We start from the raw sequence: 12,649 nt of genomic DNA, 5'->3' as shown, positions 1-12,649 counted from the left end.
GGCGCGAGATCGGCTCGGCGCGATCTACTTAGGATCGCGCTCAGGCAGGGGGCGCTCGATGATGGTCGGGCGGCCCAGCGGATTGCGCACCCGGCGCTTGGCGGAGTGGTAGACCTGCGCGGTCTCGGCCGCAACCACATCCCACGAGAAGTCGGCGGTGAGCCGCTCGCGCGCGGCGTAGGCGCGATCCTGAGCGGCGGCGGGATCATCGAGGGTGGCACGCGCAGCCTCGACCAGGCCGTCCACGTCGGCGGGTGCGAAGGACGCGCCGGTGACGCCGTCGATCACCGCCTCCCCGAGCCCGCCCGCAGAGGACGTGATCAGCGGGGTACCCGCAGCTGCCGCCTCCAGCGCGACGATGCCGAAGGGTTCGTAGCGGCTCGGCAGCACGATCGCGTCGGCCCCGTGCAGCCAGCCGAGCAGTTCGGCGTGGTCCAGCTGGCCCGCGAAATTCACCGCACGGGCCACCCGGTGCACCCGCGCCCGTTCCCGCAACCACTCGAACTGGGTGCCGACACCGGCGATGGTGAGCGTCGTGCCGGGGTGCGCGCGACGGATGCGCGGCAGCGCGGCGATCGCGTCCTGCACGCCCTTCTCGTATTCGAGCCTGCCGACATACAGCAGCCGCGGCGGTCCGGTGCGCGGCGCGCGCGGCCGAAATGTCCAGGCGCCCACGTCGATTCCGTTGCGGATCACCGTCATCGGCACCCGCTCCGGGCCGTACAGCCGCTCCACCTCGTCCTGCATCGAGGTCGAGCAGGTGATCAGCGCGTCGGATTCGTTGGCGAGCCACCACTCGACCGAATGCACCTGCCGGTTGACCTTGCCCGCGACCCAGCCGCTGTGCCTGCCTGCCTCGGTGGCGTGGATCGTCGACACCAGCGGCACGTCGTAGTACTCGGCCAGCGCGATTCCCGGGTGGGCGACCAGCCAGTCGTGCGCGTGCACCACGTCGGGCGCCCAGCCGTCACCGATGCCCGGTTTGCCGAGCGCGATGCCTGCTCGCACCATCGCGTGGCCCATAGCCAGCGTCCAGGCCAGCATGTCCTCGCCGAAGTCGAAGACCGGCGGATCCTCCGCGACCGCGACCACCAGCACGCCCTCGGCGATGAAGGAGTGGGTGGGATGGGTCGAGGAGTCGGTGCCGGAGGGGCGCCGGGCCAGCACGACGACCTCGTGGCCGGCCACGGCCAGCTCGGTCGCCAGGTGGTGCACATGCCTGCCCAACCCGCCGACCACGACCGGCGGGTACTCCCACGACACCATCAAAATCTTCATGCATGTCCTTCTGCGCTGGACGCGGCGTGCTGAGCAGCCACGGCGAAGCTTCCTCCGGACCCGGCACCGCCGAGCCGTCGCGCATCCACACCGGGGAAGAGTCCGTCAGCCGCCCCCCATCCTGCCGCCAACTGCTGTGCTTTCGCGAGTTGGCCCGCTCCGACGGCGGCCGCGATCTCGCGCACGGCGTGCGCGTGCCGGTGTGCCCGGTCGCGCGCGTAGCCCGCGGCGGAGTCCTTGCTGACCATGAAGGCCCAGTCGCTGGACACGGTGAGGATGGCTTCGCGCAGCAACTGGTCGGCGACGTTGTCGCGCAGGCCGGGCGCGCCGTCGGCGGCGCGCATCTTGTCGATCGTGTCCAGGGTGAGACGCACGATGTCGGCATTGAGTTCCACCAGGTCGCTCACCTGGTCGCCGGCCCAGACCCGCCAGTCCTTGCCCGAACCCCAGGACGAATCGGCCAATGGCACCGGCGCACCGACGAATCCGCGTTCGCGCGCGTCGGCCAGCGTGCCGATCGTGACGCCCGCTTCGGGCAGTGCCCGCAACACCTGGGCCAACCACTGCGGCCCCTCGTGCCACCAGTGGCCGAACAATTCGGTATCGAAAGCGGCGACCACAAGCGCGGGTCGCCCGATGCGCTCGGATTCGCTGAGCAGTCGCTGGCGCACCGTCTGCACGAAGTCGTCGACGTCGCGGCCGATCGCCGCGGCCGCGAGTTCCGGGTCGTAGGGGGCCTTGTCCGGACCGTCGACGGTCTTGCCGGTGACTCGAGACGGCTTGAGTCCGGTCGCGTGGTCGTAGTGATGAAAGTCACGGTAGGCGCTCTGGCCCGGGTAGCCCGATTTCGGCGACCACACCCGGTAGCTCACCTGGAGATCCCGCCCGAACGCGACCACATCGGACTCTCGGACCGGACGCCCGAGGGTCGTATCGCCGCGCAGTGCGGGTCCGTCGACCATGAAATGGGTCACACCGGCGGCGGCGTAACCGAGCTCCATGCCCGGGGTGTAGCCGCACTCCGGAGCCCAGATGCCGGTGGGTGTGTGGCCCCAGCGGTGTTGCGCGTCGTCCAGACCTTCGACCAGCTGGAACTGCCGCAGCCGCGGATCGAGCAGCGGCTGGAACGGATGGGCGAGCGGGCCGCCGAGCAGTTCGATGGTGTCGGCGTCGATGAGCTCGCGCCAGACCGGGGCGGCGCCGTGCCGCCAGCGCTGCTCGAAATCCGCCAAAGCCGCTGTGGCCAAACGATGTTCGTGCCTGCCGAGGGCGCGGTTGCCCGCCATCGCGGCCTCGTCGGCGCGCAACTGCCAGTTGCCGAGCCAGTGGTGCATGCCGGCCAGGCAGTGCGGATCGTCCAGCTGGGCCGCGAGCACCGGCGTGATACCGAGGCTGAGCAGGTGTGAACGTCCTTCGGCGGCAAGGGTTCTCAGCACCTGGACCAGCGGAAGGTATGAGGCGGCCCAGGATTGGTAGAGCCATTCCTCGCCGACCGGCCAGCGGCCGTGGTGCGCCAGCCAGGGCAGATGGGAGTGCAGGACCAGGGTGAACTGGCCGGGAACCGCCTTACTCAAGGCTTCACCGCGATGGCGACCAGATCGAGGCTCGCGTCGATGTCCTCGGCGATCAGCACGAAGTCGTCGATGGTGACGGCCGCGACGTCGGCGGTGAGGTCGGCGGGCCACGGCTCGCCGGCCAGGGCCCGCTCGATCTGCGCATCGATGAACGAGCCACCGTGCTTGGCGTCCAACGCTTTCAGGCTCGGGCCGTGGTGCACGCCGGTCATCTGCGCGACCTCGAATCCGGCCTCGACCAGCAGTTCGGTGAGCTCGGCGGCGTTCAGTTCGCGGGTGTGGAACGGGTTGAGCGGGGTATCGCGGCCGGGGGAGAAGGTGATCCGGTTCGGCGTGCTGATCAGCAGTTCGCCGCCGGGACGCAACACCCGCAGGCACTCCCGGAGGAACTGACCCTGGTCCCAAAGATGTTCGATCACTTGGAAATTCACCACGACGTCGACCGAGGCGTCGGGCAGCGGCAGCGCCGCGAGGTTGCCCTGGATCATCTCCACCCGCGGGTACCGGGCGCGCACGTGCTCGACCGCGCCGGTGTCGTAGTCGACGCCTGTGACCTTGGTGGCCACCGTGGCGATCATGTCGGCGCCGTAGCCTTCGCCGGATCCGGCCTCCAGCACGGTTTTTCCGGCGCAGCGGTCGAGCAGCCGGGCATAGGCGATCTCGTGCCTGCGGAACCAGTAGTTCTCCTCGGCGATGCCGGGGACGGTGCGCTCGCCGGTCAACGGCAGCGGTTCGACGGCACCGCCGGTCGTCGCCGGGGCGTCGGTCATGCCCGTCGGGTCGTGCACTGCGGCAGGGATCACAGCCTCGCTCATCATTCCGACGTTACTGGTACCGGGAGTTTGCGGGATACCCGCACCCGGTCACCGAGACACCCGTACCCAGTGCCGATCCGCCGTCATGCGGGGGTCGCGAGGTTGGGCTTCAGCCCGGCACGATATCGCCGGGACTGGCGTTGTGAGAGAGAAGCGACTAAGTTACCCATGAGTAACTTAACGTAGGGTAGTGTCACGCCCTGAGCTACTCACACGGACGTACGGCCCGCTCGTGCGACCGCCCATACGTGTAACCAGAACAGGAGGTCGACGAAGACCGATGCCGAACATCGTCGTACTCATCAAGCAGGTTCCCGACACCTGGTCCGAGCGCAAGCTGACCGATGGTGACTACACCCTCGATCGCGAAGCCGCCGACGCCGTCCTCGACGAGATCAACGAGCGCGCCGTCGAAGAAGCGCTGCTGATCAAGGAGGCGCAGGGCGGCGAGGTCACCGTGCTGGCCGCCGGTCCGGACCGGGCCACCGAGGCCATCCGCAAGGCGCTGTCCATGGGCGCCGACAAGGCCATCCACATCAACGACCCGGCGATCCACGGCTCCGACGCCGTGCAGACCGCCTGGGTGCTGGCGAGCGCGCTCGGCCAGGTCGAGGGCGTGGAGCTGGTCATCGCGGGCAACGAGGCGACCGACGGTCGCGCCGGTGCGGTGCCCGCCATCATCGCCGAGTACCTCGGCCTGCCGCAGCTGACCCACCTGCGCAAGCTCACCGTCGACGGTGACAAGGTCACCGGCGAGCGCGAGACCGACGATGGCGTCTTCAAGCTGGAGGCCACCCTCCCGGCCATCGTCAGCGTGACCGAGAAGATCAACGAACCCCGCTTCCCCTCCTTCAAGGGCATCATGGCCGCGAAGAAGAAGGAAGTGCAGACCTTCACGCTGGCCGATCTGGGCGTCGACCCGTCGACCGTCGGTGTCGCGAACGCGGGCACCACCGTCACCGGCGCCACCCCGAAGCCGCCGCGGACCGCGGGCGAGAAGATCGCGGACGAAGGCGACGGCGGCACCAAGATCGCTCAGTACCTCGTCGGTCAGAAGATCATCTGAGTTCGCCGGTCCGAGACTGCTTAGGAGAGAACACAAATGGCTGAAGTACTTGTGCTCGTTGAGCACGCAGACGGTGCGCTCAAGAAGGTCAGCACCGAGCTCCTGACCGCCGCCCGCAACCTGGGTGAGCCCGCCGCCGTCGTGCTCGGCACCGCGGGCACCGGCGAGAAGCTGGCCGACGCGCTCGCCGCGGCCGGTGCGGAGAAGATCTACATCGCCGAATCCGACGATGTGGAGAACTACCTGCTGACCCCGAAGATCGACGTGCTCGCCGCGCTGACCGAGCAGGTCTCCCCGGCCGCCGTCATCGTCGCGGCCTCGGCCGACGGCAAGGAGGTGTCGGGCCGCCTCGCCGCCCGCATCGGCTCCGGTCTGCTGGTCGACGTCATCGACGTCAAGTCCGACGGCACCGCCGTGCACTCCATCTTCGGTGGCGCGTTCACCGTCGACGCCAAGGCCACCGGCGACGTGCCGGTGATCTCGGTGCGCCCGGGTGCCATCGAGGCGTCCGCGCAGGCCGGTGCCGGTGAGAAGGTCACCGTCGAGGTGCCCGCGCAGGAAGACGGCGTGGTCAAGGTGACCGCGCGCGAGCCGATCGTCGCCGGTGACCGCCCGGAGCTCACCGAGGCGAACATCGTCGTCTCCGGTGGTCGTGGTGTCGGTTCCGCCGAGAAGTTCTCGGTCGTCGAGGAGCTGGCCGACTCGCTCGGTGCCGCCGTCGGCGCCTCGCGTGCCGCCGTCGACTCCGGCTACTACCCGGGCCAGTTCCAGGTCGGCCAGACCGGCAAGACCGTCTCGCCGCAACTCTACATCGCCCTCGGCATCTCCGGCGCCATCCAGCACCGGGCAGGCATGCAGACCTCGAAGACCATCGTCGCGGTCAACAAGGACGAAGAAGCCCCGATCTTCGAGATCGCGGACTACGGCATCGTCGGCGACCTCTTCAACGTCGCCCCGCAACTGACCGAAGCGGTCAAGTCGCACAAGGGCTGAGATAACCTCAGCTCGCTCGAACATGGTGGCCCCGACTGAAATTCAGTCGGGGCCACCTGTTCGTTGCTGGGGAATCGGGTGACGAGAGAAGCTAGTGTTCTCGAGGGGGCACGCGCTGCGCGGGTTCTGCGGACATCGGGGGAGGGCTGCATGGTTGATGTCGATGGCAGGGGAAGTCTGCAAACGGAGTCGGCGGCACCGACTCTGGACGGTGGCCTGCCGATGACTGCTCGGCAGGAACAATTCAGTGTGGCTTTTATTCGTATGGTTGCCGCCGCTGCGGGATGTTCCATCAAGGGGCATGAGACGGACCACGACGGAGTCGACATCACCATCGTCGCGTCTGCGGAATATGCGAAATACTACTGCCCAGAATTCGAAATGCAGCTCAAGTGCACCACCCAGAGTCGGCTGCTCCAGGCCGACCATCTGGCATGGTCGCTGAAGCGTGACCACTTCCTCAAACTGGTGAGCCCCAAGCGCTTCGCACCGGCGATACTCGGCGTACTGCTCATACCGGAGGATCCCGATCAGCTACTCGACCTTTCCGAAGCAGGCCTGACCACTTCGAGCCGCATGTACTGGCAGCATGCGAAGAAGCTCGGCGAGATCGAGGATGGTAAGGCCAGCAAAACGGTTCACCTGCCCCGAAGCAATCTGTTCGACGTGGGCAGTCTTCAGGGCATCATGCAGGTAATCGGCGAAGGAGGTCAGTGGTGAGGAAGATCCCGCTCGATGCTCTCCAGGAGATCGCGTCCTCGTTGTCGCCTCCGGCCGTGTCCCAATATCTTGCGAGCCACGATTGGCAGCTGGAAGCTCGCGACCACAATGTCAAGGAGATCTGGCGGTTGCCGGGGGAGGATGGCCTCCTCGGTCGGGTGATGCTGCCGTTGGCTACCGATTACGTCGACTTTCCAGTGCGTTTCCGGGACACGCTCCAAGCTCTCGCCGCGATCTACGATTGGGATCCCGCGCAGCTGGCGGAACGTATCGCCGCAGCGCGTGCCGATCTCTTCTTCGTGCGGCTCGACCAGGAAATGACCGACGGGACGATCCCGTTTCGGCAGGCAGAGACGACGCTGGAAGCATTGCTCACGATGATGCGAGCCGCCGCGACAACTGCTGACGACCCGACTCATTCGCACCGGGGTAGAAGGTCGGCTACGGTCACCGAATTCCTGGAAGAGGATGTCCGTCTCGGGCATACGAAGCCCGGCAGCTTCGTATTCACAGTCGTAACTCGTCTCGGTGATGTCCTGCCGCCACACGAAGACGGGTCGCCGACCGTACCTTTCCCGCGCAAGGTGATGACAACGTTGGCGACGGGTCTGCAGTCCACCAAGCAGCTGGCGCTCGATTGGGACGAGAGCGCGCTCGACCGGTCCGGGCAGCTGGGGCTCAGCGCCGGTTTGGTGGAGTCGGTGCTGGAGTTGACTCAGCCGCAAACGCTACGCGCACTTGACCTATCGTTCGATTGGGCGGCCGCGGAGCCGCCGCCCGAGGTCAGCACGTCGCGAATCATCGTCGATCGCAATGCAATGGCCGGCTTGCCGCGTGTCCGGGAACGGCTGGTCCGGCGCGAGGAGCCGCCGCGCTACACGACGCTGCTCGGTACTGTGCGCACCCTCAATCGGGATGATCTCGGTGACGAAGATCAGGAAGCCACGAGCATTGTGTTGTCTACACATGTGGACGGCCGCCCGCGAAAGGTCCATGTGCCACTGGCGGGCGAGGAATACGCCTGGGCGATTCGTGCGCACCAGAGCAGGCAGCCGATCGTGGTGTCGGGTGATTTGATCTTCGAACGTGGTGTTTGGCGGCTTACCGGAGACATCAGCGTGGATCCGAGTTTCATCGACCGCCAGCCCTGACATTCACGCCCGCACTGGTGGGTCAGGTTCGGTGTAGGGCGGCGAGCAGGGTGGTGAGGATGGGGGAGCGGCGGGCGTCGCTGCGGAGGACGGCGGAGACGGGGATGCGGAGTTTGTGTTCGGCGAGTTTCAGGACGACCAGGCCTTCGGTGGGGCTTTCGGCGTAGAGGACCGTCCAGGCGTCGGGGCGGTTGATGAGTTCCATGGTCGCGGTGTGGTCGGGCGGGATCGGCGGGCCGAAGGTGGGGCCGGTGGGGAGCTCGGCGAAGGCGGACCGAATCACGGTGTGCAGCAATACTTGTTCCTGCTCCGGCGGCAGCAGCAGCGGATGCCGGCTGAGGTCGGACAGGGTGACGGTTTCTCTGGTGGCGAGCGGGTGGGCGCTCGAGGTGGCGATGACCAGATCCTCGACCCACAGCTGTTCGACCTCGAGGCCGGGCTGATCGACGCTGCCGCGGATCAGCGCGAGATCGCAGTCGCCGTCGGCGACCGCGGTGATGCGCTGCCGGAACGGCTTGATGACGAACTCGATCTCCGCCTCGGGGTGCGTCGCGCGGGCGCCGGCGATCGCGGACAGCGATCTCGTCGCGAAAGACATGTTCGCGGCGAGCCGGATGCGCGGCCCGACGGTGCGTACCGCGGCCCGGATGGCCGACTCGAGGCTCAGCATCTGTTTCGCAAGGGGAAGTAGCCGTGCGGTGGCGTCGGTGGGTACGACTGATCTTGTCGAGCGCTCGAACAACGAGACGCCCAGATCGCGCTCGAGCCGGGAGATTTGATGGCTGATCGCCGACTGTGAGATAAAGCACCGTGCGGCGGCACCGCTGAAGCTGAGCTCCTCGCAGACGGCGACGAAGTAGGTGAGCTGCCGAAGTTCCACAGCGCCTCCGATTAATGACGGATCGAGATAAGAGTCATCTGCATTATGCGCCCTAACACCTGAAATATCTCGCTTCCCGATGACGGTTGGTAATGAGAGAAGGAGGCTGTCATGCAGTACGTGGATGCGGGAATCGAAACCGCGGGTGTCGTCATCGTCGGATCGGGGTTCGGCGGACTCTCCGCCGCCAAGCAACTTGCCAAGTCGGGTATCGATTACGTGCTGATCTCTAGCACGCCGGAGCACCTGTTCCAACCGTTGTTGTACCAGGTAGCGACCGGTGTGCTGGCATCGGAGGAGATCGCGCCGCCGATCGCCTCCATTCTGCGCCGTCACCGCGAGGCCGATGTGCGTCTCGGCAAGGTCGTGGCGATCGACCCGGACAAGGCGATCGTCACTTATGAGCACGACGGCGAGCAGCGCCGCATCCGGTACGGCTCGCTGATCGCCGCCACCGGCGCCAGCCAGTCCTACTTCGGCCGTGACGATTTCGCCGAGAAGACCTTCTCGCTCAAGACCATCGACGACGCGAAACTGCTGCGCGCGCAGATCCAGCGGGTCTTCGCCGAGGCCGCGGGCGCCGACGAGGAGACCCGGCGCAGGCTGCTGAGCTTCGTGGTCGTCGGGGCGGGCGCGACCGGCGTCGAGGTGGCCGGTCAGCTGAAGGAACTGGCGAAAAGGTACTACCACCAAGAAGTTTCGGTCACCCTGGTCGAGGGTGCCGGTGAGGTGCTGCCACCGTTCGGCGGCGGGCTGTCGGAGTACGCGAAGAAGTCGTTGACCCGCACCGGCGTCGACGTGCTGCTCGGCACCTTCGTCACCGACATCGAGCACGGCAAGGTCACCGTCAAGGACAAGAGCGGCGTCGAGCGCGACATCGCGGCGGAGACCATCGTCTGGTCGGCCGGTGTACAGGTGGGCGGGTTCGCCAAGGTGCTGGCCGAGGCCACCGGCGTCGAAACCGACCGGGCCGGACGGCTGTTGATCAATCCCGACCTGACCGTCGGCGGCTACGCCGACATCTACGCGATCGGCGACATGACCTCGCTGAACGGCTACCCGGGCCAGTCGCCGGTGGCCATGCAGGAGGGCAGGCACGCCGCCGACATCATTCGCCGAAAGAAGCAGGCGGGCACCGCGTTCAAGTACTGGGACAAGGGCAGCATGGCGGTGATCAGCCGGTTCAGCGCGGTGACCAAGCTGAACGACAAGATCACTTTCCGCGGTCTGATCGCCTGGTTCATGTGGCTCGCGGTGCACCTGTTCTACCTGGTCGGATTCCGTAACCGCTTCGCCGCGGTGGCGTCCTGGCTGGTCGCCTTCATCGGCACCGGGCGGCCCGGGTTCGCCGAGGTGGAGAAGACCACGCAAGCCGCACGAGAACCTGAACGGAGTGCGGCCTGAGCCGTCTCAGTCCGTGAGTCGCGTCCCTCCAGATCTGAGGGGCGCGGCTCATTTTGTTGTCGGCGAGGTTTGCCTTGGCGCGGCAACTGATTTCGTGACGACATGGGTAACTCGTCGGGTACGGGCTGACCCCGTTCGCGTCCCAACCGCCGGGCGCCGACGCTGCTGTCGCGGCACCCGAATCTGGCTTGAAGGCGCGGAGAGGCGGGCGAGTCTGGCATCTCGTTCACCGAGTCGGCATCGTCGAGACACTTCGAGGTTGCTCCAGCGCAGTCTCGGGCTGGATTCATTAGCCATATGACTATTACGTCCGTGTTGACAGCCCCGGCGCGCTCGACGGACTCCGGGGTGGAACGGTCACGGTACTCGCTGGTCGTCTCGTCCGACGCAGAGCATCGCGCGGCGGCGCAACGACTGCGCTACGGCGTGTTCGCCGGCGAGCCCGGATTCCACATCCCCGACAACGGCACCGGCCTCGATGCCGACCGATTCGACGACCACTGCGACCACCTGCTGGTCCGCGACGACCTGACCGAAGATTTCGTCGGCTGCTACCGCATGCTGCCGCCGGACAAGGTCGCCGCGGCGGGCGGCTACTACACGGCCACGGAATTCGATCTGACCCAACTGGATCCGGCAGGCCGCCGGATCGTCGAGATGGGTCGCGCCTGCGTGGTGCCCGATCACCGCAACGGTTCGGTGCTGACGCTGATGTGGGCGGGCATCCTGCACTACATCCAGCTCACCGGTTACGACTGGGTGATGGGCTGCGTCTCGGTGCCGATGCAGGACAGCCCGGCCGACGAGCCCGGCGTGAACGTGCGCGGCGTGCGCGACATGCTGCTCGGCCGGCACGCCTCCGAGCACGCCTCCGATCCGGAACANCCCCAAGCTGCCGCCGCTGCTGCGCGGTTACCTGCGCCTCGGCGCCGAGATCTGCGGCGAGCCCGCGCACGATCCGGACTTCGGCGTCGCGGACTTCGTCGCCATCCTCGGCCTGGACACCATCAACACCCGCTACCTGAACCGATTACAAGACGCCGCAGCGACCTTCGACGGGGGACGGTGAGGACCGTGGTCTTCGACGCGCCGCCCGCAAAGGCCACCGCACACGCGTGGATGCCGTCGAGCCCGTGTGGGGCCGGCTGCATCGAGTCGATCGATGAGGTCGGCACCGGCCGGGTGCTCGGCCGGCTACTCGGCGTCGCCGGGTTGCTGATCAGCTTCCCGATGGTGAATCTCGTGACGCCACAGAGCAAACGGGAGAGCGTGCAGCGCGGGTACGCGCGCACATTGTTGAGTTGTCTCGGAATGGAATTGCGGATCGTCGATCGCCGGATCGACCAGAACACGCGCGGTGCTGTCGGTGAGGGCAGCACCGCGCGCCCCGTTTACGGGGAGCCCGGAAACGGTGTCATGGTCGTCGTCGGGCATATCGGCTGGACCGATATCGTCGCGCTCGCCGCGGTACAGCCGCTCGGCTTCGTCGCCCGCGCGGACATGGTCGACTGGCCGGTACTCGGCAAGCTGGCCACGCTGATGCGGGTCATCCCGATCGAACGGGAGAAGCTGCGCGCGCTGCCCGGTGTGGTGGCGCAGATCGGCGCCAGGTTGACGGCGGGCGATCGGATCGCCGTGTTCCCCGAGGGCACCACCTGGTGTGGCCGCGCGTACGGCAGCATGCGGCCCGCGCTGTTCCAGGCGGCGATCGACACCGCGACTCCGGTGCAGCCGGTGCGGTTGCGCTACCTGGACCAGCACGGGGCTCAGTGCACTGTGCCCGGATTCGTCGGTGCGGACTCGTTCGGCTCGTCCGCCCGCCGGGTGCTCCGCTCGCGCGGCATGGTCGCGGAGATCGTATTGGAAGAGGTGCAGCAGCCGGGCAGTGATCGGCGAGATCTCGCGCGTCGCTGCGAGGCCGCGGTGCGCGGTACCGAACTGTCGCGGCACGGTGTGCGCGATGCCACGGTGTGGATCGAGGCGGGCAAGACTCGGGTGCAGGACCCGACCGTGGCGTCGGACGCGCCGGAGGTTCGCAGACCTTCTCGACGTCTGCGGCCGGGGTTGCGGGGGCGGGGTCGTCGAGTGGACGCGATCGGTGGGTGAGGACGTATCCGCCGGTACGTCGACCCGATCGGCGGAATGAGCCGACGTGATCGGCGGGCGTGGACACGATCGTGGGGTAGCCACGCGATTGGCGGATGAGGAACGTGATCGCGGGTGACGTCTCACGCGATAGCGGGGTGAGCCGAAGCGGTCGGCGGGTATGCCGACCGGCAGCGCCCTGATTTTCGACACGCGAGCAGCCGCAGGTCGGTGAACCTGCGGCTGCTCGATCTTTCGATGACTATCTGGCCAATTGCAACGCGAGCGTGGCCGCCGCCGGTACCAGGTACAGCACCGGGAACACCGCAGTCTGATACGAGCGTGCCCGAATAGCGGTCGCCGACGCACCGACGAAGTACAGGATCAGACCCCCCGCCGCCGCGACACCGATTACCGGCACGAAGAACCCGACGATCAAACCGAGCGCCCCAGCCGATTTCGCCGTCGCCAGCCAGTTCCACCACGCCCGCGGCACCCCGTACTGCTCCAGTGGTTCGACCACGAACTGCTGCTGCGAGAACAGCGAGTACCCGGAGAACCCGATCCACAGGGCAGCCAGCACACCGACGATGTAGTAGGCGACGTCCATTGCAATCCTCTTCCCTCATCAGGCTTTCTGCCCGTTCGCCTGATGGACGACACAGCCTGTGCTGGTGTGACAT

11 protein-coding genes and 1 pseudogene are annotated in these 12,649 nt (G+C 67.0%); 7 read left to right on the top strand and 5 right to left on the bottom strand.

Annotated elements, in window-relative coordinates:
- Positions 1 to 24 precede the first annotated feature (24 nt).
- From DBO33_RS33125 to DBO33_RS33115, 3 genes are read right to left on the bottom strand one after another with little or no spacing between them, the layout of a single operon-like run.
- Positions 25 to 1,278 (bottom strand): glycosyltransferase family 4 protein, encoded by a 1,254-nt coding sequence (locus tag DBO33_RS33125; RefSeq protein ID WP_107658550.1) that lies wholly within the window; start codon positions 1,276 to 1,278, stop codon positions 25 to 27.
- The gene (locus tag DBO33_RS33120) at positions 1,275 to 2,852 is read right to left on the bottom strand and encodes a 1,4-alpha-glucan branching protein domain-containing protein (RefSeq protein WP_107658549.1); all 1,578 of its coding nucleotides are present in this window, start codon (positions 2,850 to 2,852) and stop codon (positions 1,275 to 1,277) included. Before DBO33_RS33120 ends, DBO33_RS33125 begins: the two co-directional genes overlap by 4 nt.
- Positions 2,849 to 3,667, bottom strand: coding sequence for a class I SAM-dependent methyltransferase (locus tag DBO33_RS33115; protein ID WP_199856828.1), 819 nt, complete (start codon positions 3,665 to 3,667; stop codon positions 2,849 to 2,851). The genes DBO33_RS33120 and DBO33_RS33115 overlap by 4 nt, the downstream gene beginning before the upstream one ends.
- Positions 3,668 to 3,947: 280 nt before the next feature.
- On the opposite strand from DBO33_RS33115, the gene DBO33_RS33110 reads away from it, so the two are divergent.
- The 4 genes from DBO33_RS33110 (at position 3,948) to DBO33_RS33095 (ending at position 7,597) form a co-directional block, all read left to right on the top strand.
- Positions 3,948 to 4,733 carry an electron transfer flavoprotein subunit beta/FixA family protein gene (locus DBO33_RS33110; RefSeq protein ID WP_107658547.1) on the top strand — a complete coding sequence of 262 codons (786 nt, stop codon included), beginning with the start codon at positions 3,948 to 3,950 and terminating at the stop codon, positions 4,731 to 4,733.
- Between the two features lie 36 nt (positions 4,734 to 4,769).
- Positions 4,770 to 5,726 (top strand): electron transfer flavoprotein subunit alpha/FixB family protein, encoded by a 957-nt coding sequence (locus DBO33_RS33105; protein WP_107658546.1) that lies wholly within the window; start codon positions 4,770 to 4,772, stop codon positions 5,724 to 5,726.
- 150 nt (positions 5,727 to 5,876) lie between these two features.
- Entirely contained in the window at positions 5,877 to 6,446 is a 570-nt protein-coding gene (locus tag DBO33_RS33100; protein WP_107658545.1) for a DUF4365 domain-containing protein, read from the top strand.
- Positions 6,443 to 7,597: a hypothetical protein gene (locus DBO33_RS33095; RefSeq protein WP_107660804.1), complete on the top strand. Its 1,155-nt coding sequence runs from the start codon at positions 6,443 to 6,445 to the stop codon at positions 7,595 to 7,597. The genes DBO33_RS33100 and DBO33_RS33095 overlap by 4 nt, the downstream gene beginning before the upstream one ends.
- Positions 7,598 to 7,619: 22 nt before the next feature.
- Here the strand turns inward: DBO33_RS33095 and DBO33_RS33090 are convergent, their stop codons facing one another.
- Positions 7,620 to 8,477 carry a LysR family transcriptional regulator gene (locus DBO33_RS33090; RefSeq protein ID WP_107658544.1) on the bottom strand — a complete coding sequence of 286 codons (858 nt, stop codon included), beginning with the start codon at positions 8,475 to 8,477 and terminating at the stop codon, positions 7,620 to 7,622.
- A 111-nt stretch (positions 8,478 to 8,588) separates the two neighbouring features.
- Here DBO33_RS33090 and DBO33_RS33085 point away from each other — a divergent pair, with 111 nt between their 5' ends.
- From DBO33_RS33085 to DBO33_RS33075, 3 genes and pseudogenes are all read left to right on the top strand, one after another.
- Positions 8,589 to 9,881 carry an NAD(P)/FAD-dependent oxidoreductase gene (locus DBO33_RS33085; protein ID WP_107658543.1) on the top strand — a complete coding sequence of 431 codons (1,293 nt, stop codon included), beginning with the start codon at positions 8,589 to 8,591 and terminating at the stop codon, positions 9,879 to 9,881.
- 297 nt (positions 9,882 to 10,178) lie between these two features.
- Positions 10,179 to 10,950 (top strand): annotated as a pseudogene (locus tag DBO33_RS33080) (GNAT family N-acetyltransferase).
- Positions 10,947 to 11,987 (top strand): lysophospholipid acyltransferase family protein, encoded by a 1,041-nt coding sequence (locus DBO33_RS33075; protein ID WP_107658542.1) that lies wholly within the window; start codon positions 10,947 to 10,949, stop codon positions 11,985 to 11,987. The pseudogene DBO33_RS33080 and the gene DBO33_RS33075 overlap by 4 nt, the downstream one beginning before the upstream one ends.
- 241 nt (positions 11,988 to 12,228) lie before the next feature.
- On the opposite strand, the gene DBO33_RS33070 is transcribed toward DBO33_RS33075, so the two are convergent.
- The gene (locus tag DBO33_RS33070; RefSeq protein WP_107658541.1) at positions 12,229 to 12,576 is read right to left on the bottom strand and encodes a DoxX family protein; all 348 of its coding nucleotides are present in this window, start codon (positions 12,574 to 12,576) and stop codon (positions 12,229 to 12,231) included.
- Between the last annotated feature and the right edge of the window lie 73 nt (positions 12,577 to 12,649).

The organism is Nocardia suismassiliense (assembly GCF_900269665.1).
In the GTDB taxonomy this organism is placed as follows: domain Bacteria; phylum Actinomycetota; class Actinomycetes; order Mycobacteriales; family Mycobacteriaceae; genus Nocardia; species Nocardia suismassiliense.
Note: the sequence above shows the minus strand (reverse complement) of the source record. Positions and strands in the feature narration are given on the sequence as shown.